We start from the raw sequence: 21,011 nt of genomic DNA, 5'->3' as shown, positions 1-21,011 counted from the left end.
ATTATACCCCTTTAGAATCCATAATTAAAAATATAATCGTACGAAGTATTGTAATTGCAATTACGCTTCCGATAATAAGCCATCCCATAATTGCTGTTGAAATTGCGTTTACATGGCCTAAAATTCCTCCTAAATATGCTATAATCACCATCAAAAGACAAAAAACTTTCAAGCATATCGCATCACATCTGAGTAGATTTTTTTCTGCCAATTCATCAAAGTATTCTTTCTTATATTTTCTTACTCTAAAATAATGTACTATCAGTATCAAAAATAAAAGAAAACCCCAATAGCTTGAAAATTGTCGATATTCAGGCTGATAGTCGCTTCTACTCCACAACCAATAATACCCTGCAATTAAAATTGCAATAATAATTTTTGTTGCAACAACTTCTCGTATAGATACTTTGTTTTTCATTTCAAATTCTCCTTACATATAATTTCAAGTGATATATTTCTAACTCGATGTTATAAATATATCACATAATAATTTTAATGTCAATAGCAAAGTTATAAATATTTCACTTTTATTTTTACAGACCTAACTCATTGTTCTTTACCTGTGATGGTCGCTTCTCTTGTTCCTGTAATCGCTCTATACAGGTCTTAACTTTTTCTGCCTGTTTAACTTCTTCTAGTATTTCTAATATTTGACTATATAGGCTCTTTTTATCTTTCTTCAAAGTGGTAAGTTCCGATTTCCATTTGGATATATTTAAGGTTTTACTTTCCCCTAAATGCTCTTTGAGATGTTTCCTTGCACTTTCAAATAGAATAAGCTCTGCCGTATGCTTATTATAAAAATCTTCTTGCTTGCTTTTCTTTATCTTGGTATAAGCTTTGTAGGTGTCTTTATGTTTCAAATATTTTTCTGCTTGGTCGATAAGCTCTACTTTGTCATTGGTTTTCTTTTCGGTATCTTTGATAGCTCTTGTAGTCTTGTAGTTCTTATCTCTTAATGCTGATATACATTCTTTCAATTCTGGTATTGATGTAATATTTTTTTCTTTAAGGAATTGATAGCTTTCAATATATTTTTCTAAGTCTGCATTGTGGTTATCTGAGTTTTCTTTTATGAAATGAGAGAGCATATCTGTTAAATCATTTTGTTTTGGTAGGGTAGTGGATTGTATAGCCATATCGTCCTGTTTATCTTTTGAAATATCATTATTTTTATCTTTCGTTAAACTCCTTATCCATCTCATTAAGGCTTTTATTCGTCTTGCAATTTCTTTTAGTATTTTGTTTTGATGTTTTATTTCTCGGTTGATATTTCCTCTATCGGTGGCTATGCCTTTTTTCTCCATCTGATAACTGCTTGTGCCTAAATGAATTTGCGGGAGTTCTTTTGTCTTAGTTGCTTAATTTTGTTTTCCGTCTGTTCTTTTTTCTTAGTTTCTTTTTCCAACTGGCTCATTACATTTTCTAACTCTTTCATTTTTCATTCCTCCATTTCAATATTGTTGTGTTCCAAACAAAGAAAGGCTAAGCACCATTCTTTGATACTTAACCTTTCAGCATTTTTTAGAATTTATCTTCTAAAAGTTTTCTTAGTTTTTCTAAAATCTTATCCCTCCTTTTTCCGATTGCTTGATAGCTTACTTTTTCTTTTTTGCCAATCGATCTTAGACTTTCTTCTTTGTAGAAAATGGCTTCTATAAGCTCTCTTTCTTTTTTGTGAGTGTAGCTAATGCCTTGTTTAATTCTTCAATTTGCATTTTGACCTCTACAATTTTTTCTAAGTCTATTCTTTCATCTATGATATTGTCTACAAAGTGTCCATCGTTATCCAGTGCTGAAAATGGAATCACGTCATACTTCCAATCTTTTCTCTGAAGATATTTTTCATGCTCTGTTATCTTCCAATAGGCTTTGTAGACTTCTTCACTTACAGGTACAGCTTTCCCTCTAACATAGATGTGATATTCTTTTTTATTCATTGTGCTATCCTCCTTTTTCTGCTCTCTGTTTTTGCTTTTTGAGAATAAAAAAAGGAGGACTTCTACACTTTGGCGTAAATAGTCCTCCGAATTGAAAAGAGTTTACCTTTTCTTTAGATGTATTTAATTGTTTGAGAGAATAGACAACTATAAGGCAAATAGAAATTTTTATTATTTATTTCTTTTGTATATAAAGATTTTTTCATCTTAATCACCCATCCCTTATAGTTAAATAATGTTCATACATCAAACCTTTCTCATTTTTTCTTTTGTCTTTTGAGCTACCTAACTTTTTGTAATTTGTTGTTTTCCCATTTTCCTAAGTCCATTAAGCATTAAAAACAGTCCCAACATAATCATACTAAAATCTACGATAGGTTCTGTCCACCAAACTGCTGACGCTCCAAATGCCTTTGGAAATAGTAATATTGCAGGAATAAATAAAACTAACTGTCTAAGCATTACAATCATACCTGCTTTTTTCCCATCTCCTATGGATTGGAAAAATGTGAGTGTCATAATCATAATTCCATATAAGATGAATGTAGAATAAAACATCTTGAAATTCATAACACCAGCTTCTATGATTTCACTTCTTACACTGAATAGTGATAGTAATTTTTCTGAATAAAACATCGATGGTATCCATGAAAGAGCTGCAAGAATAGTTGCTCCGTACATAAAAACCTTCATTGTATCTTTTACTCTTTTATATTGCTTTGCTCCGAAATTTGCCCCAATAACAGGCTGTAAACCTTGACTCATACCCCACAGTGGAATAAAGGAAAACATATATAATCGCATTGTAGCAGACATCAAAATTCCCCAATCATCTCCTCCATACGCAAAGGCTTGCTTAAACAAAAATGTTTGCTGTACTGCAAATAAAATTTGCATCATCATTGCAGAACTTCCTATGCTAAACATTTCACTGGAAATATCCTTACTCTTTTGGATTTTATGAATCCCCACAAAAGCACTTTTCTTTGAAAAATAGCGGAAGGTTAATATAGCTTGCACAATTTGAGAGATTACAGTTGCAATAGCTGCCCCTTCAATCGCATATTCTCCCATCAACTTCATGAAAATAGGATCTAAAATAATGTTTAATATTGCTCCTACCCCCATAATAATCATAGATTGCTTTAATGCACCTTCACCACGCATTGTCATATTTCCGGCTTGAGCAAAATTAACAAATATGGAGCCAAAAAAAACTACTCTTAAATATCTGACTCCAAGTTCTTTAATATTCCCCTTTGCTCCTACTAAATCCAAAAAATTAGGTGCAAATATCAAACCTAATATTGTGATAACTATAGAGAATAAAATTACCCAATAACAAAAATTTCCAAATATCTTGTCAGTTGTTTCTTTATCTCCCTTTCCAATCGCCCTTGATAATATTGATGCACTACCAACTCCAATAAGTGCTGATACTCCACCATTTATTATTGTTAAGGACATGGATATACTAATAGCAGACATTGCATAGTCTCCAATAATCCATCCCGCAAACACACCATCCATAAATGGATACAATCCTATGACAATCATCCCGATTATTCCAGGAATTGCCAACTTAAATAACAGTTCTTTAGGACTTTTTGTTAATAGTTGTGTTTTCATATCTTCTTTCATCGTATCATTCTCCTTTACCTATATTTATTTCACAAACTCATATACTTTTCCGTTACATCTATCTATAAATTCATAATCGTGTGTGATTATAATAATAGTTTTCCCTTGTGATACCATTTGATTCAAAAATTCAATCAAAATATCCATTTGCATTTTGCAAAGTCCACTCGTTGGTTCATCAAATATTATGATTGGTTTTTGGCTTACCATAGACATAGCAAGTAACAATCTCTGTTTTTCTCCACCTGATAACGAACTTGGGTGCATTTCTTTTTTATTAAATAAATGTACCTTTCTTAAGGCTTCATTTTTCAAATCATCCTGTTTCGTAACTGTTCCAAGTTCTTGCCATACAGATTCTGTGAAAAGTTGATAATTAACATCTTGCATGACTGCAAAAATATTTTCATATCGTTTTTTTAGTTTTTCTCCCTTATAAAACACCTCTCCTGTTCCTCTTGTCAGCCCCATCAGCAAATTGATAAAAGTGCTTTTCCCAACACCATTTTGACCAATGATGAAATTGATACCGGATTCAAAGGCAATACTGAAGTCAAAGATTTCCTTTCTTTCATATTTTTTTTTGAAATTCAAACAAGACAATGCTTTACAATCAAGATCTGAAGAATTTTTCTTTAACACTTCTACTTGCTTATATTTCCTGCTTAAAAAATTGTTTTTAGAAATCGCATTAAAACTCCTTAGATTGTGTTTTTCAGAAACCTGTTCAAAGAAATCATCACAAAACTGCTCTTTTGTGTATTCTTTATAAGTTCCATTTTCTATCACACACAATTTATCAAGCATATCTTTCAGATAAAACAATCTATGCTCCACAATGATGATAATTTTCTTTCTTTTTTTCAGTTCCATAATGGCATTCTGTAAATGCTCTATTGCAACCTGATCTAAGGAAGATGAGGGTTCATCCAACAAGATAATTTCATTTTCAGAAATCCCACAAGCTGTTACTGCAATCAATTGCTTTTCGCCTCCAGATAGTTCAAAGATATTCCTATCTAATAATTCCTTTGTACCTAAAACCGCTGAATAATACTGAATTTTATCTAAAATCAAATCTTTGTCTATGTTTCTATTTTCCAACTGAAAAGCCAGTTCATCGGTTGAATTGATACAATAAAATTGTGTTTTAGGATTTTGAAACACTGTAGATATAAATTTAGATCGTTCCAATATTGTCAAGCCAAACAATGATTTTCCGTTAAATACAATATCTCCTTCTAATTCTGCATTATTGTATTCCGGAATGATTCCATTGATAACTTTTAGCAAGCTACTTTTTCCTGTTCCTGAATGTCCTGTAATGACGGTTACTTCACCGGGTTTGAAAATCATATTTATATTTTTCAATATGCTTTCACCGTCAAAACCCACTGTTAAATTTTGTAATTCAAGCATATTTTCCCCTTATATATAGATAGATTATCCATGCCATTATTAAGAAAAACATAAAGTCAACAAGTCCCATATATGTTTCACTAATACTTGTTCTCTTTTGATTTACAGCCAACCCTTTCGTCATAGCTGATACCGTCAAATCATCTGCTGCCTTTGATAAGCACATCAATAATGGCACTAATCTATATTCAAATAATAAAATTGGACTCTTTATTAACCTTTTAAGCGTCAATCCTCTCAAACGCATAGCTTTTTTTATATTACTATAATCAATCCTTGCAGCATAAAAGAAACGTACCATTACCGTCAAGGGAATGGCTATTTCATCAGGACATTTCATTTTTTTTAATGAGTAAATGCTTTCTCCAACATTTGATGTAAGTATGGTATATCTCCCCATCAAAAATGCGGGGAGAATTTTTTTAATAACCATCACTATTATCAATAAAATTGCAACCACAGGATTGTAATTAAGCCCTATCAGAAATTTATCAGCAGCATAAACAAACAAAAGAGTAGCCACTCCAATAATAGCTACTCTTATATATTTTGCGTTAATTAAAAGTATTATCGGAATTGTGGATATTAAAATGGCTTGCACGAAATACTTTGTTTGAATATTGCCTAATACCATCACATATGAAAGAACTATCGTCATAAAAAGTTTTGTACGAAAATCAAGTTTGATTATCATCCTAACTCTCCATGAAATCTTATTTTTCCATACCGGCTTTTTTGAAGTGTTTTTTTAGAAATGCCATTCCAATGCTGCAACCTATATATGCACCGATAATTCCTACTATTGCCATTACAACAATAATCCAATTCGGCATAACACTAAGCATCTTATCAATGAACTCTTGATTGTATCCTTGCTCTAACATCTGCTGAATATATTCATTTCTTGAAATAAAAATTGGTAACCAATTTCCCAATGTGCAAAGTGGAGCAATAGAAAATGCTAATCTCGCTTTATTTACATTCGTATATTCTCCTGATTTCAAAATTATTTCAGCAATAATCCCCGCAATAACAGCAGTCAATAATGCCCAAGGTCCATGTCCCATAGCAACATATATCAATGCAATCAATAATGATTGAATAAAAATCATTCCTCTTTTTTTAATCTTGGTAGAATATAGCATATTTACAGGTCCTACCAAAACTCCCTGTGCAAATGGGACAACCGGCATTAAAACCGGAACCATTGCTAAAAATGATCCAATCATCATAAATATGAATCCTAATACGGAAAATAATCCTATATTGATTAAATCCTTTACCTCTAATCGTTTGCTCATTTGAAACCTCCTAATTGTTTTAATTTTTCTTTTCTACATCAACAATATAATTTATCATTGTTTCTTTTATATATCGTTTATGCTCGCTATAAGACTTTCTCGCACCTAAAATTTCTGAACTTAATATCAATCCATTGATATAATTCACTAAAAAACCATCACCAAATATATCTGCTTTAATTCCAAGCTGCTTGGCGATTAAACTTAGCTCATTAGTCGTATTAAGTTTCAATTCTTGATACAACTTTTCAAAATCCTCATTATATTTTTTTGCCTGTAAAAGGAGCGTATATAATCTCATCAAATCTGTATCAGCCAGTGACTTATCAACCAAAATATCACCCATTTGCTGATATTTATCTTTGCCTCGATTATTTTCCAAATACTCATTTATCAAGCTGTTTCTGTAATCATTACCATCAAGCATTAAGTCTTTAAGCATTTCATTTGTACTTGCATAATGATGATAAACACCCCCTCTACTCATACCTATCTCTGTAATAACATCTTCCATCGTTGTGCTTTGAAAGCCTTTTGTAAAAAAACATTTTTTTGCAGCTTCTCGAATCTCTTTTTTTCTAATTTGTCCAACTTTTTGTTTTTCTTCTTTCAAAATAAAGACCTCATTTCTACTCAACAAATAAAAACCGACAGTGTCGTCTGTTTTTATTATATACTATATGATAGTTAATGTCAACTAAATATTGTATATCATTTTTGTTTTTTAAATATTTTTCTATACTCACTTACTGGTATCCCTGTTCTTTTCAAACTCTTTAGCTTTTCCTGTTTTTTCTCCTCTCGCCTTGCCTTATATCTCTCCTCATATTCTTTTTGCTTGCCGTTTACTTTACGCTTGAGGTAGTTTTGATGAAGCCTGTCTTTTCTTTCCTTGATTTTTCTTTCTTCTTCCTCAAATTTTTGCTTTTCTTCCTCGCTTAACTCCGCCTGTGGCAGTTCATAATTTCCTATGAAATTAAAGTAAATTTCTATCTTTTGCTTTGATGTCTGACTTCCTTTTCTATCTCTTTCGTGTACGATAATTTTTTCTACAAACTCATTTATCATTGTAGTTGTAAGTTCATCAAAGTTTTCATAACGACTGATAAGAGATATAAATTTTCTTGCTCTGTCTGTTTCTTTTTCATATCTTGAAACCTGCTGCTCCAAGTCCTTAATTTCTTTACTTAAAGCTACCTGCTCCGTTTCATATTGATTATTAAGGATTTCATAGCGATTATTCGGTATTTTATTCAGGATCATATCTTCGTAAATTCTGCACATCAGTCGTTCGAGTTCCTGAAGTCTGTTTTGGCTTTCCGTTAATCTTATCTTTTCCTTTTCTATCTCTATTTTTTCTTTTTCTTCCATTTCATTTTGAATGGAACGGATAAAGGCTTCATTATCTTCATCAAGGTATTTTTTAATGTCTTTCAGTGTTTCCCTAATAAGGTTTAAGACTACTTCCGCTTTTATTCTGTGTGCTGATGGACAAAGCATGCCACAAGGTGTTTTAGTATAGGCACTGCAAGTGTAATAGGGTATATTTTTGTAATTGCTCGTTCTATGAACATACATCTTGCTCCCACAATCTGCACAATACATCAGTCCTGTGAGTGGGTGATATTCTCCCCAACCGTCAGGATACCTTTTTACATTTCCCCTTATCCTTTGCACATTATCAAAGGTTTCTTGGTCTATGATTGGTTCATGCGTGTTTTCAAAAATAAGCCAGTTATCTTCCGATACATATTTACTTTTCTTGTCCTTGAAATGCTTTCTTGTCTTGAAATTGACTGTATGCCCCAAGTATTCCTGTTTCTTTAAAATGCTTGCTATGGTTGAGCTGCACCAACGATAGGGATGTTCAAAGTTTTTGCTTTGATATAGTCCATAGCCTAATTTTTGTTGATGGTAGGCGGGTATATCTACTTTTTCACTTTCTAATATCTTTGCTATTCGATACGGACCATTTCCTTGCATGGTCAGGTTAAATATTCGCCTTACTATCTCTGCTGCTTTTTCATCTACTATCCATTTGTTTTTATCTTTTTCATCTTTGATATAGCCATAAGGCGGTGTACTTGCCGTATGTTTTCCACTTTCCCCTTTTGACTTGAAAGTCGATTGGATTTTTCTTGATGTATCTCTTGCATACCATTCGTTCATGATATTTCTAAAAGGGGTAAAATCATCTTCTCTGTAAAAACTATCTACATTGTCATTGATAGCGATTAGTCTTACGCCCTTTTGTCTTAGTATCTCCATACATTGACCGACTTTGAGATAATCTCTGCCAAGTCTGCTCATATCTTTTACGATGATACAACCAATATTTCCTTGATTGACTCCGTTCATCATTGCCATAAATCCCGGTCTGTCAAACTGTGTTCCGCTGATTCCATCATCTGTAAAGTGAATGATGTTTGACAGGTTATTTTTGCTTGCGTATTCTTCCAATATTTTTTTCTGATTGATGATAGAGTTACTCTCTCCTTGCAGTTCATCATCACGACTTAATCTCTCATAGAGTGCTGTTATCTTTTCAAAATTCCTCATTTTTACCCCCTTTCTCTTAATTTTTCAATAAAAAAAGAATTAAGAAGTACATATTTCACTAAAATAGTGATTAAGTGTTCTCCTTAATTCTATTACTCCAGCAGCAAGTTTATATTTTTTATATTGCTTGACTGCAAAGTGTGTAGGCTCTTTCTTTTCCAGTGCTTCAAAGAGTCTGTCTATCGGATTCATATATGTTTCATCATCTTCTCTGACTTCTGAAGCATCAATCATATCAAGCAGAGTTGCAAAGTTCTTTTCTTCTCTTGGAGCTTCATAGAAGATATAGCCGATAAGTGCTGTATAGTAGAGCTTTTCGGCTTTCACCCAAAAATCCTCGCCTGATTTTTCCCCCTCTCCCTTAGTGTTTGCAATGATTGTCTGTACCAATTTGAGGATGTCTTTTTCACTTCTGAGATAGGCAAAGGGATTGTACTTCATGCTCTTTTTAAAGTTGATGGTATTTAAGATTTTTATCTCATAACCATTATCTTCAAGCATCTTACCACACTCAATTACTATCGTTCCTTTAGGGAAGATTTGTCAAGGACATAAACAAAATTTCTTTGACAAATTTATATCTTTTCTGTTTCTCTCTTGATTAACTTCAGTATTTTATCCTTGTATGTTTCTCCTGTACCTTGTTTGAAATGTAGGTTTACAGTATATTTTGTCTTTCCAATATCCATTATTAACTGTTTATTGGGTGGTGCTTGTATTTCTCTTTTTTCTTCTTTCATAAGTCCTCCTTTCCGATTTTAGACAAAGAAAAAACAGTAAACCTTTTATGATTTACTGTTCTGTGTTAGTTTTTATTAAATTGTTAGTTATGCAAACTGTGGTTTGCTTTAATCTTTACTAAAAACAAGAATCTTCTGCGTGATCTTCCTCGCAATCGGAAGCCAGTCGATTAGCTTTAATGTAGGCATAAGAACACGCATACCACGTAATATGTTGTCATCTTTAATCTTATGAAACCCCTGAGCAATATTCTTTATATCATCAAAGCTGTCTGCACCGAAAACGAATCTGGCTCCGGTTTGCTGAATGGATTTTTCAACCCCTTCTCGTTTTACCCACATCTTTGCAATACATTCCATTATGACCGTAGCGGTGTCAAAGTTTTTATGAATGATAGAAAGTATCTTGGCATTTTCTTCAGCAGTGAGATACATGGACAGTCCTTCTATAATAAAAAGTACATTCTCTCTGTTTTTTACTTCCTTGAACCAATTTGGATCTAAAGCAGACGCACTGATAGATGAAACTCTCCCGCTTTCTAAAAAAATCTGATCTCTGAGATTTATAACATCAGGCAGATCCAGATTATACCAAGTGATAGTACCATTATCCACACGATAAAATCTTGTGTCCAGTCCACAGGCAATGTTCACTATTGTAGCAGTCGGGTTTCGCCCAATAAATTCTTTGACCAGTTCGTCAAAGACGAGTGTGCGTGCGATTACACCACTACTCATGGTACGATCTTTTGCTGCAGTTGAAAAGTCATAATCAATCTTATTTACAAGTTCTACTGCTTTTGCATCATAGAATTTATGCTTCTTTCTCTGTGAATACTCTGCACGTGCATAAAAACTTTGAAGCATAGTTTCTGCAGTGCCGTTCAAAACAGGTTTTATTTTCTCTTGCATTTCTATTTTCCCCAAATGTAAACGCCTCCTTCAAATTTTATTTTTTGTCTTCACTAGTTAATATTATATACTTTTTTTACTTAGTTTTATAGGTCTAACTCATTCCTATTTACCTGTGATAGTTGTTTTTCTTGTTCCTGTAACTGCTCTATACAGGTCTTAACTTTTTCAGCATGCTCTACTTCTTCTCGTATTTCTAATATTTGACTATATAGGCTCTTTTTATCTTTCTTCAAAGTGGTAAGTTCCGATTTCCATTTGGATATATTTAAGGTCTTACTTTCCCCTAAATGCTCTTTGAGATGTTTCCTTGCACTTTCAAATAGAATAAGCTCCGCCGTATGCTCATTATAAAAATCTTCCTGTTTTATTTTCTTTAATTTCGTATAGGCTTTGTAGATGTCCTTATACTTCAAATATTTCTCGGCTTGGTCAATAAGCTGTACTTTACCATCTATTTTCTTTTCAGTATCTTTAATGGCTCTTGTGGTCTTGTAATTCTTATCTCTTAAAGTAACTATACTTTCTTTCAGTTCAGATAAGGAAATAATGTTTTTCTCTTTTAAGAATTGATAGCTTTCGATGTATTTTTCTAAATCTGTATTATGGTTATCTGCATTTTTACGGATAAGATTTTCAAAAACGGATAGTATATTTTCATTGGGTGGGAGGGTAGATTTGAGATTATCAGTTTCTTCTTTTTCTTCTTTGCCTATTCCTCTTATCCAATTTAGTAAGGCTTTTATTCGTCTTGAGATTTCTCTTAAAATCATATTTTGATGTTTGATTTCTCGGTTGATATTTCCTCTGTCTGTGGCTATGCCTTTCTTTTCCATTTGGGTAGCTGATACGCCTAAATGAATGGTCGGTATTTGTTCTATACCTTGTCTTTGATAGGAACGGTGATCTACTTTTTCCTGTATGCTATTTTCTTCCAAATATTTGTTTGTAATATCTGCCCATGCTTTTCGCCAGTGTTCCGCTTTGTCTTGTTCGTTCCAATCCACTGTATTGATTTTTCTTGTTTTGTAATTGCCATTTTTGAGTTTTACTTTTTCTCCCTTTTCATCAAGGATATATTCTTTTTTTGATTTCGCTCCCCATGTTTTATCTTCATTTAATGGTCGCATGGTAAGTAGGATATGAGCGTGTGGATTCCCGTCATTTTTATCGTGCAAAGCAATATCGGCACACATACCGACTTTTACAAAATTTTCTTTTACATATTCTCTTACAAGTTCTATCTGTTTTTCCCTGTTTAATTCTTTGGGTAAGGCGATTTCTATTTCTCTTGCAAGCTGTGAGTTTTTACTTTTTTCTATTTTCTCTACACTGTTCCATAGCGTTCCTCTGTCTGAAAATTCCTGTGGTGCGTTTTGTGGTAATAGGATTTCTGTATGTGCTATTCCGCCTTTTCTTGTAAAGTCATGGACTATGCCGTCATATTCGTTTTTTATCTTTTCGCCACTTCGATAAGAAGCTGCTGCAACCGCACTTTTGCCTTTGCCTCTTGAGATAATCTTTATACTAAGATGATATATCGCCATAGCTAAAACCTCCTCTCTTTTTCTGATGTGGATACAGTGGCGATGGATAAGACTTACTAAAAAAATCGGATTGTTTTTTATCCGGTTTCTTTTGGTAAGTACACAAGGGGTAGGAAATTTATTTCCGTAGGGGAGTGTAGCTCCCCTGTATCAGCTTTAGCTGATATGCTCTCTGCAAGAGCCTTCGGAGAACGCACACACCCTTTAGGGTGTATAAGTGCGCCCTTGTAAACAAGGGACTACTGCTCTGTTTCCGTTACTTTCTCTTGTTTTTCTATATTTTCTTCTTCCGTTTTTTCTCTTTTCTCCATGATTTTTAGGATTTTTTCATTTATTGCTTCTTTGATATTTGGGAATGTAATTAGCTGATAAAATTCATCTTTGGTAAAATCCTTGCTTTCGTTAAAGATACTTTCAAAAACTGCTCCTTTTTCATAAAGCCTTTTATCTCTTTTCTTTCGTTCTTCCTGTTTCTGCTGACTGATGAGTTTTTTTCTTTTGTTTTGTAACTGCTTAATTTCCTCTTCTGCCATTAAGATTTTTTCATCTATATTTTTCATTTTCTGTTCTCCTTTCTGATTTTTAGTAAAGAAAAAACAGTAAACCGATTTGATTTACTGTTTCGTGAACTGCTATGTTATAGCTTGTATTTAATTGTTTTACTTCGACAAACTGCAATTTGTCTGTCTCAAAACAATTCGTTTATCATTGTCACAAATAAATCCGGTTTCAGTAAAACAAGACCTGCATGCCCCAGTTTAGGCAAAACCTTGAATTCTGTTTGCGGAAAATGCTGATTCATGTAGGCGATATCAAGTTTTCGCTCCTTTTCTTCGCCATCGGCATACCAGTAATGCATTTGCGTATCGACCTTCGGAATGGGCTGTGGAATCTTATAGTTGTTGCATGAGTCAAAAGTTCTCCATAACGTTTTTCTACTGGAGCACTTCAAAACATCTGCAACATATTGAAGATCTTCCTTCGAATATTCATCGGTAGCAAAAGCCTTCTCAAGCAAGCGCACTCCACCTGTCCTGCCCAGCATCACCATGAGATAGTCTCTCAAGGCGATAAAGCGTGTGACAAGCCATGGTAGCTGATATGGTGTAATGCCTCCGTCCATAATGCAGTGTCTGATTGGAATAAGTTGTCCAAGCGTTACCATTAAAGCAACGGAGCCGCCCATCGAGCACCCATATACTGCATACAATTCGGCAATCTCTTCAGCCTGAAGCCACTCATTCAATTCGGCAGCGATCTTCTCAATGCTTGTAAAGTCACTTTCATCCTCAGAATCATATCCGGGAAGAGCCGGAATAATCAGATGATATTTGTTTTTGAGAAGCGGAATTAAATGTTCAAAATAATCCCATCTTACAACAGAAGGATGTATCAGCAGAATTGCTTGTTCATTACCTTTTCCAAATTCATGTATATTCATTAGTCTAATCCATCCTGTGTACAAATTCTAATTTTTCTCTCTAAATAATTAACAATATTATACCATTTTTAAGCCATTTTTTCTATATCGGCTTTTTGTGGTACTTGACAGTTGCCTATAAAGTTAAAATACACATCAACTTGTTGTTTTCTATCTTTTCCTTTTCTTCCCCCTGTGGCTTCATGGACTACAACTTTTTCTATATACTCATTTATCATTGGGACTGTCAGTTCTTCAATATCGGTATATTTTTCTATCATCTTTAGGAATTTATCGGTGTCAACTTTTCTCTGATGATAGCTTTCTATTTCATCTTCAAAATACTGTATTTGCTTTTCTAATTCTTGTTGCTCCGTGTCATAGATATTAAATAATCTATCAAAGTGTTTTGCGGGAATTTTTCCAAGTGCATGGTCTTCATATAGCTTTGTAATAAGGGTTGTTAGTTCTTCATTTCTTGAAGATAATTTTTCTAATTTCGTTTTATCATCTTGATACTTTTCTTCCCTTTTTTCATCGGATAACTTGTTCATCACTTTTAGAAATTCTTGCTTTTCTTCTTTTGCAAAATCTGTTATTTCCTTTATTGATTTTAAGAGAATTTCATTCACTGTTTTTACTTTGATGTAGTGCATACTACAAGAGCCTTTTCTGTGTCTGTAATGTTGACATACAAAACAATAATCACAATCGTATTTCTTTTCTTTATGTTCTGCCGGCTCTCTGTAACTTAACTTTCCTCCACAATCTGAACAGATTAAAAGTCCTGTAAATGGGTGGGATGTTGTCCCGTACTTCGGACTTCTTCTTACTGTCTTTCTTAACCTTTGGGCGTTATTCCATGTTTCTTCATCAATGATTGCTTCATGGGTGTTCTTAAAGATAATCAGTTCCTCTTCTTTCGCCTTTCTGCGTTTCTTGGTTTTGTAATCAATACATATTGTTTTACCAAGTACAGTATGTCCCATGTATTCTCTTTTTTCCAAAATATAGCCTATTGTGGTTGGTGTCCAAAAATATGGATCGTCTATTCCTCTTTTCTTGGAACTGTGGTTATTTTCAGGATAGTGTATCTCTGCATAGGCTGATGGTATAAGGACTTTATCTTTGGTTAGTATATCCGCTATCTTTGTTACACCATATCCCTCTATAACAAGCCTGTAAATGCGTTTTACGACCTTTGCACTCTCTTTATCAACAAGTAGCTCCTGTTTGTTCTTAGGGTTTCTGTAATAGCCATATGGAACGCTTGGTGATACTCTTTTACCCTCTTCCATTCTTGCTCTGAAGATAGATTGTATTTTTCTTGATGTATCTCTTGCGTACCATTCGTTCATAATGTTTAGAAATGGGGTAAAGTCGCTTTCTGCTTGTTTTTCACTATCTATTCCGTTATTGATGGCTATAAATCTTACTCCCTTTTCTTTGAAAAGTATTTCGGTATAAAAACCTACTTTAAGGTAATCTCTGCCAAACCTACTCATATCTTTTACTATCACAGTAGATACTTTGTTTTCTTCTACTGCTTTTATCATTTTCTGAAATCCCTCTCTATCAAAGGTTGTTCCGCTTACTCCATCATCGGTATAGTGATAGATATTTACAAAGCCGTTTCTTTTCGCATAACTTTCAAGTAGTTGCTTTTGATTAGTGATGGAATTGCTTTCTCCCTGCATTTCATCATCTCGACTTAAACGCTCATAAAGGGCTGTTTGTCCTGTTCTTTTTGTATTTGACATGAGAATTACCTCCTTTCCAAGTTTTTTATTTTCTCTGTCCCTATAAGATTAATCCTTTAGGATCTGTTACGCAATATGACGAGTGCATTTGCATTAGATTCGGTTTTACATAAAATCTTGTTTTTCCTGAGCCTGAACCACCAATAACAAGCACATTCTTGTTTCTTGCATACTTTGGATTTGCCGGTCTGCCATTCATGGTTAATCGCTCGGTTTGAGTAAGCAAGATATTATTTTGGAACTTCTCATCTACATAAGGCTGAATATCTTTTGTCGTTCCCCAGAGAGCGTTTTGTCAAGTACCTTTTTATATTTATGGACGCTTGTCCTGTATGGAAATTTAACTTTTAGGGAAAGAAAAACAGTAAACCTTTTTTGATTTACTGTTCCTGTATCGGTTTTATTAAGTTATCAATCATGATACAAACCATTATCTATAATTATCTTCTTTTAGCAAATACTTCTCCATTTGTTATCCAAGTTTTTCCATTATCAAAAGATGTTTTATTTTCCCAATGGAATTTTGAAGGAGAAATATCATCAAAGACCCATAAATTTATGCCTTTATCATTGCTTATATTTGTAAGTACAATTTTATCTTCTACTTTTTCAGCTTCTAAATATACCATTTTACCTAAACAAGTATAGCAAATATCCCATTTTTGTTTGTTAGGATTGTACATTCTTATTGTTGTACCATACTCTGCGTCAGGCTGAGGATTGGATACTCGTTCTTCCCTTGATGGACAAATAAAAATATCTTGTATTCCATCACCATTTAGTATCTCTGAAAATATCCATTCTCCAATTACATGTCTTTCCTTTTCAGTACCTTTTCCATCAACCCATTCAATATCCCACTCCCCAATCAAATCGCTGAATATATTTTTCTTTTGCTTTTTTTCTCCAACTAACGCTTTATAAAATTCCAAACTTCCACCTCCTAAAACCGAAATTTATCGAACTATCCCTCCATGATAATAGCACTCATAGACTAATTTCCCTTGAAAAGTTATTGATTCATATCCTTGAAACCATTCAAAATCCCCTATCGTTTCACACATATATTTATAATCACCATTAGAATATTCATCAGGTCCTCTAAACGGATTTTCACTATTAACCAAAAGCAATGCTTCTTTTAAAAATCCGTACTCAAATTCTTTGTCAAGTTTTCGACCTGCATAGTTCATCGACCAAATTATTTCTCCGTTTGACCAAAGAGCCTCCTCTCCAATGAACGGATCTGTTCCAAAATAAGAATCATAGTATTCAAAATTATCTTCAAAATACTTTAAATCATGTGAACACGGTCTTGATGAATTGGTTGTATTTCCATCGCCAGCATAAGTTGCTTTTTTTGCCTTAATTAAAAATTCAATGATACCTTTTATTTTCAAATCATGCACAATGTTCATCTCCTTAAATCAAAATTGTATTTGTTTATTATTATACCATATTTCCAATTAGTTTTATAGGTCTAACTCGTTCCTCTTTACCTGTGTTAGTTCTCTATTTCCTTGTAGTAATTTCTCTATACAGTTTCTAACACTTTCAGCTTGTTCAACCTCTTTTCTCATATCTAAGATTTGAGAATATAGGGTGTCTTTTTCTTTCTTCAATGCTGTTGCTTCTAACTTCCACTTGGATATAGCTAATGTCTTACTTTCTCCTAAATGCTCTTTTAGATATTTTCTTGCACTCTCAAATAAAATAATTTCTGCTGTATGTTCGTTATAAAAATCTTCTTGCTTGCTTTTCTTCAACTTGACATAGGTTTTGTATGTGTCTCTATGTTTCAAATACTTTTCTGATTGGTCTATAAGCTCTACTTTGTCATTGGTTTTCTTTTCGGTATCTTTGATAGCTCTTGTAGTCTTGTAGTTCTTATCTCTTAATGCTGATATACATTCTTTCAATTCGGGTATTGATGTAATATTTTTCTCTTTAAGAAATTGATAGCTTTCAATATATTTTTCTAAGTTTATATTACTATTATCTGCATTTTCTTTTATGAGATTAGAGAGTATATCTGTTAAATCATTTTGTTTTAGTGGGGTGGTGGATTGTAAAGATATATCCTCTTGGTTCTCTATTAGATTATCTTTGTTCTTGTTTGTTGTTAAACTTCTTATCCATCTCATTAAGGCTTTTATTCGTCTTGAAATTTCTCTTAAAATCATGTTTTGATGTCTGATTTCTCTGTTGATATTTCCTCTGTTGGTAACAATACCTTTTTTCTCCATTTGACTTGCCGATATTCCTAAATGAATGGTCGGTATTTGTTCTATGCCTTGTCTTTGATAAGAACGGTGATCGACTTTTTCCTGTATGTTGTTTTCTTCCAAATATTTGTTGGTAATATCTGCCCATGCTTTTCGCCACTCTTCCGCTTTTTCTTGCTCATTCCAATCGACTGTATTGATTTTTTTGGTTTTGTAATTTCCACTTTTGAGTTTTACTTTTTCTCCGTTTTCATCAAGGATATATTCTTTTTTTGATTTTGCTCCCCATGTCTTATCTTCGTTGAACGGTCGCATAGTAAGTAAGATATGAGCATGTGGGTTTCCCTCATTTTTATCGTGCAATGCAATGTCAGCACACATACCGACTTTTACAAAATTTTCTTTTACATACTCTCTTACAAGCTCAATCTGTTTTTCTCTGTCTAATTCTTTAGGCAATGCAATTTCTATTTCTCTTGCAAGCTGTGAATTTTTACTTTTTTCTATTTTTTCTACACTGTTCCATAATGTTCCTCTATCTGAAAATTCCTGTGGTGCATTTTGTGGTAATAGGATTTCTGTATGGGCTATTCCGCCTTTTCTTGTAAAGTCATGGACTATGCCGTCATATTCATTTTTTATCTTTTCACCACTTCGATAGGCGGAAGCTGCTACCGCACTTTTGCCTTTTCCTCTTGAGATAATCTTTATGCAAAGATGGTATATCGCCATAGCTAAAAACCTCCTTTCTTTTTCTTATATGGATATGGTGGCGATAGATAAGACTTCCTAAAAAAATCGGATAGCTTTTATCCGATTTCTTTTGGGAAGTACACAAGGGGTAGGAAATTTATTTCCGTAGGGGAGTGTAGCTCCCCTGTATCAGCGTTAGCTGATATGCCCTCTGCTAAGAGCCTTCGGAGAACGCACACACCCTTTAGGGTGTATAAGTGCGCCCTTGTAAACAAGGGACTATTCCTCTGTGTTCATTTCTTCCTCTTGTGTTTCTATAATTTTGTTTTCGCTTTGTTCTCGCTTCTCTATGATTTTTAGGATTTTTTGATTGACTAACTCTTTGATATTTGGGAATGTGATTAGCTGATAGAATTCATCTTTGGTAAAACCCTTGCTTTCGGTAAAGATACTTTCAAAGACTGCTCCTTTTTCATATATCCTTTTATCTCTCTTTTTTCTTTCTTCCTGTTTCTGCTGACTGATGAGCTTTTTTCTTTTGTTTTGTAACTGCTTAATTTCTTCTTCTGCCATTAAAATTTTTTCATCTATATTTTTCATTTTCTGTTTTCCTCTCTTTCTATTTTTGAGCAAAGAAAAACAGTAAACCGATTTGATTTACTGTTTTGTAAGTTGCTATATTATTGTTTTTATTTAATTGTTTTACTTCGACAAACGGAGATTTATAGGTTTAAAAATTTTTTCAAAGCATTTACATGCATAAAGAATACTTGTTCTATTTTTTCTTTTAACAATTCTTCCACATACGAAATCTTTTCCCATCTAATATTTTGGGTTTCATTTGTGTAATTTAACAAATTCCCCTCTGCCTCGCATAAAAATGTAATAAGAATAATAGAATACGCACCAGATAAATTTTGTGTAACACAATATGGTTCAAACGAAATAGTGGTAACATCTCCAACCCTATTTGATACTGCACTATTTTTCCCATAAATCTTTGTTATTTTCAATCCTGTTTCTTCCAAAACTTCTCTACACAGTGCAGAAAAAATATTTTCATATTCTCTAACCTTACCAGCGGGTATTTCTATCATTCCATTAGTTTCATTTCCATCATCTTTTTGTCTTGTTTGAATAAGAATATATTTTTCATTATTTTCCGTTTTGGTAATAATTGCTCCAACACATGGCTTAGCTAAAATTTCACTCATAAAAACACCTGTCCTATAACTTCTAATTTTCTATCTCAATAATTAGTAATATTATACCATTTTTAAGCCATTTTTTCTATATCAGCTTTCTGTGGTACTTGACAGTTGCCTATAAAGTTAAAGTAAACATCAACTTGTTGTTTTCTATCTTTCCCTTTTCTTCCTCCTGTTGCTTCATGGACTACTACTTTTTCTATATACTCATTTATCATTGGGACTGTGAGTTCTTCAATATCGGTATATTTTTCTATCATCTTTAGGAATTTATCGGTGTCAACTTTTCTCTGATGATAGCTTTCTATTTCATTTTCAAAATACTGTATTTGCTTTTCTAATTCTTGTTGCTCTGTATCATAAGTGTTAAATAATCTATCAAAGTGTTTTACAGGAATTTTCCCAAGTGCATGGTCTTCATATAGCTTTGTAATAAGGGTTGTTAGTTCTTCATTTCTTGAAGATAATTTTTCTAATTTCGTTTTATCATCTTGATACTTTTCTTCTCTTTTTTCATCAGATAACTTGTTCATCACTTTTAGAAATTCTTGCTTTTCTTCTTTGGCAAAGTCTGTGATTTCTTTGATTGATTTTAATAGAATTTCATTTACTGTTTTTACTTTGATGTAGTGCATACTGCAAGTGCCTTTTCTGTGTCGGTAATGTTGACATACAAAAGAGTAATCACTATCATATTTCTTTTCTTTATGTTCTGCCGGCTCTCTGTAGCTTAATTTTCCTCCACAATCTGCACAGATTAAAAGTCCTGTAAACGGGTGTGAGGTTGTACCATACTTTGGACTTCTTCTCACTGTTTTTCTTAATCGTTGAGCATTGTTCCATGTTTCTTCGTCAATGATGGCTTCATGGGTGTTTTTGAAGATAATGAGTTCATCTTCTTTTGCCTTTCTTCGCTTTTTGGTTTTATAATCAAAGCATATTGTTTTCCCAAGTACGGTGTGTCCCATATATTCTCTTTTTTCTAAGATATAGCTTACTGTGGTTGGTGTCCAAAAATACGGGTCTTCTATTCCTCTTTTCTTGGAACTGTGGTTACTTTCAGGATAGTGTATTTCTGCATAGGCTGATGGGATAAGGACTTTATCTTTGGTTAGTATATCTGCTATCTGTGTTACGCCATATCCCTCTATTACAAGCCTATAAATGCGTTTTACGACCTTTGCACTCTCTTTATCGACAAGTAACTGCTGTTTGTTCTTAGGGTTTCTATAATAGCCGTATGGAACGCTTGGAGATACTCTTTTACCTTCTTCCATTCTTGCTCTGAAGATAGACTGTATTTTTCTTGAGGTAATCTCTGCCAAACCTGCTCATATCTTTTACTATCACAGTAGATACTTTGTTTTCTTCTACTGCTTTTATCATCTTTTGAAATCCCTCTCTATCAAAGGTCGTTCCGCTTACTCCATCATCGGTATAGTGATAGATATTTACAAAACCGTTTCTTTTCGCATAGCTTTCAAGCAGCTGTTTTTGATTGGTGATGGAATTGCTTTCTCCTTGCATTTCAGGGTCTGACCCTTGGTCATCATCACGACTTAAACGCTCATAAAGTGCCGTTTGTCCTGTTCTTTTCGTATTTGACATGAGAATTACCTCCTTTCCAAGTTTTTATTATTTTCTCT

22 protein-coding genes and 2 pseudogenes are annotated in these 21,011 nt (G+C 33.4%); all 24 read right to left on the bottom strand.

What is annotated here, in order from left to right; genetic code table 11:
- Window position 1: 1 nt before the first annotated feature.
- On the bottom strand, window positions 2–418 hold the full coding sequence (locus KO172_RS02945) for a hypothetical protein (protein WP_215492059.1): 417 nt from the start codon (window positions 416–418) through the stop codon (window positions 2–4).
- A gap of 115 nt (window positions 419–533) precedes the next feature.
- A complete protein-coding gene (locus tag KO172_RS02940) occupies window positions 534–1,307 on the bottom strand; it encodes a hypothetical protein (protein WP_445080628.1) in 774 nt (257 codons plus the stop codon).
- Window positions 1,308–1,655: 348 nt separating this feature from the next.
- Complete coding sequence (locus tag KO172_RS02935) at window positions 1,656–1,940, bottom strand: hypothetical protein (protein ID WP_445080627.1); 285 nt, start codon at window positions 1,938–1,940, stop codon at window positions 1,656–1,658.
- A gap of 285 nt (window positions 1,941–2,225) precedes the next feature.
- The gene (locus KO172_RS02930; RefSeq protein WP_215492058.1) at window positions 2,226–3,581 is read right to left on the bottom strand and encodes an MATE family efflux transporter; all 1,356 of its coding nucleotides are present in this window, start codon (window positions 3,579–3,581) and stop codon (window positions 2,226–2,228) included.
- Window positions 3,582–3,605: 24 nt separating this feature from the next.
- Window positions 3,606–5,000 carry an ATP-binding cassette domain-containing protein gene (locus KO172_RS02925; protein ID WP_215492057.1) on the bottom strand — a complete coding sequence of 465 codons (1,395 nt, stop codon included), beginning with the start codon at window positions 4,998–5,000 and terminating at the stop codon, window positions 3,606–3,608.
- Window positions 4,993–5,694, bottom strand: coding sequence for an energy-coupling factor transporter transmembrane component T (locus KO172_RS02920; RefSeq protein ID WP_009529547.1), 702 nt, complete (start codon window positions 5,692–5,694; stop codon window positions 4,993–4,995). The genes KO172_RS02925 and KO172_RS02920 overlap by 8 nt, the downstream gene beginning before the upstream one ends.
- A gap of 19 nt (window positions 5,695–5,713) precedes the next feature.
- Window positions 5,714–6,301 carry an MptD family putative ECF transporter S component gene (locus tag KO172_RS02915; RefSeq protein WP_215492056.1) on the bottom strand — a complete coding sequence of 196 codons (588 nt, stop codon included), beginning with the start codon at window positions 6,299–6,301 and terminating at the stop codon, window positions 5,714–5,716.
- A 19-nt stretch (window positions 6,302–6,320) separates the two neighbouring features.
- The gene (locus KO172_RS02910) at window positions 6,321–6,914 is read right to left on the bottom strand and encodes a TetR/AcrR family transcriptional regulator (protein WP_215492055.1); all 594 of its coding nucleotides are present in this window, start codon (window positions 6,912–6,914) and stop codon (window positions 6,321–6,323) included.
- A 98-nt stretch (window positions 6,915–7,012) separates the two neighbouring features.
- Window positions 7,013–8,860, bottom strand: coding sequence for a recombinase family protein (locus tag KO172_RS02905; protein WP_215492054.1), 1,848 nt, complete (start codon window positions 8,858–8,860; stop codon window positions 7,013–7,015).
- A gap of 96 nt (window positions 8,861–8,956) precedes the next feature.
- Window positions 8,957–9,394 (bottom strand): annotated as a pseudogene (locus tag KO172_RS02900) (type IV secretory system conjugative DNA transfer family protein); the annotation flags it as partial.
- Between the two features lie 41 nt (window positions 9,395–9,435).
- Window positions 9,436–9,600 (bottom strand): transposon-encoded TnpW family protein, encoded by a 165-nt coding sequence (locus KO172_RS02895; RefSeq protein WP_004831908.1) that lies wholly within the window; start codon window positions 9,598–9,600, stop codon window positions 9,436–9,438.
- Between the two features lie 108 nt (window positions 9,601–9,708).
- A complete protein-coding gene (locus KO172_RS02890; protein WP_003031946.1) occupies window positions 9,709–10,527 on the bottom strand; it encodes a class I SAM-dependent methyltransferase in 819 nt (272 codons plus the stop codon).
- A gap of 71 nt (window positions 10,528–10,598) precedes the next feature.
- Complete coding sequence (mobQ, locus tag KO172_RS02885; RefSeq protein ID WP_215492052.1) at window positions 10,599–12,059, bottom strand: MobQ family relaxase; 1,461 nt, start codon at window positions 12,057–12,059, stop codon at window positions 10,599–10,601.
- Window positions 12,060–12,298: 239 nt separating this feature from the next.
- Complete coding sequence (locus KO172_RS02880) at window positions 12,299–12,619, bottom strand: DUF3847 domain-containing protein (protein ID WP_009216383.1); 321 nt, start codon at window positions 12,617–12,619, stop codon at window positions 12,299–12,301.
- A gap of 128 nt (window positions 12,620–12,747) precedes the next feature.
- A complete protein-coding gene (locus tag KO172_RS02875) occupies window positions 12,748–13,500 on the bottom strand; it encodes an alpha/beta fold hydrolase (RefSeq protein ID WP_018370703.1) in 753 nt (250 codons plus the stop codon).
- Between the two features lie 68 nt (window positions 13,501–13,568).
- Window positions 13,569–15,239 (bottom strand): recombinase family protein, encoded by a 1,671-nt coding sequence (locus KO172_RS02870; RefSeq protein WP_215492051.1) that lies wholly within the window; start codon window positions 15,237–15,239, stop codon window positions 13,569–13,571.
- Between the two features lie 43 nt (window positions 15,240–15,282).
- A pseudogene (locus tag KO172_RS02865) lies at window positions 15,283–15,531 on the bottom strand (type IV secretory system conjugative DNA transfer family protein); the annotation flags it as partial.
- A gap of 148 nt (window positions 15,532–15,679) precedes the next feature.
- Window positions 15,680–16,171 carry a hypothetical protein gene (locus KO172_RS02860; protein ID WP_008800989.1) on the bottom strand — a complete coding sequence of 164 codons (492 nt, stop codon included), beginning with the start codon at window positions 16,169–16,171 and terminating at the stop codon, window positions 15,680–15,682.
- Window positions 16,172–16,195: 24 nt separating this feature from the next.
- The gene (locus tag KO172_RS02855) at window positions 16,196–16,657 is read right to left on the bottom strand and encodes a DUF5680 domain-containing protein (RefSeq protein ID WP_004819996.1); all 462 of its coding nucleotides are present in this window, start codon (window positions 16,655–16,657) and stop codon (window positions 16,196–16,198) included.
- A gap of 54 nt (window positions 16,658–16,711) precedes the next feature.
- The gene (gene mobQ, locus KO172_RS02850) at window positions 16,712–18,196 is read right to left on the bottom strand and encodes a MobQ family relaxase (protein ID WP_008800883.1); all 1,485 of its coding nucleotides are present in this window, start codon (window positions 18,194–18,196) and stop codon (window positions 16,712–16,714) included.
- 240 nt (window positions 18,197–18,436) lie between these two features.
- Window positions 18,437–18,757 (bottom strand): DUF3847 domain-containing protein, encoded by a 321-nt coding sequence (locus tag KO172_RS02845; RefSeq protein ID WP_116480551.1) that lies wholly within the window; start codon window positions 18,755–18,757, stop codon window positions 18,437–18,439.
- Window positions 18,758–18,879: 122 nt separating this feature from the next.
- Window positions 18,880–19,371: an NUDIX hydrolase gene (locus tag KO172_RS02840; protein ID WP_215492050.1), complete on the bottom strand. Its 492-nt coding sequence runs from the start codon at window positions 19,369–19,371 to the stop codon at window positions 18,880–18,882.
- Window positions 19,372–19,433: 62 nt separating this feature from the next.
- A complete protein-coding gene (locus KO172_RS02835; RefSeq protein ID WP_374047640.1) occupies window positions 19,434–20,642 on the bottom strand; it encodes a DUF4368 domain-containing protein in 1,209 nt (402 codons plus the stop codon).
- Window positions 20,629–20,973, bottom strand: coding sequence for a recombinase family protein (locus KO172_RS08130; RefSeq protein WP_374047639.1), 345 nt, complete (start codon window positions 20,971–20,973; stop codon window positions 20,629–20,631). Before KO172_RS08130 ends, KO172_RS02835 begins: the two co-directional genes overlap by 14 nt.
- Window positions 20,974–21,011: the final 38 nt, after the last annotated feature.

It is taken from the genome of Fenollaria sporofastidiosus (assembly GCF_943169635.2).
Lineage (GTDB): Bacteria > Bacillota > Clostridia > Tissierellales > Peptoniphilaceae > Fenollaria > Fenollaria sporofastidiosus.
This window is presented reverse-complemented; position numbering and strand designations above follow the sequence as displayed.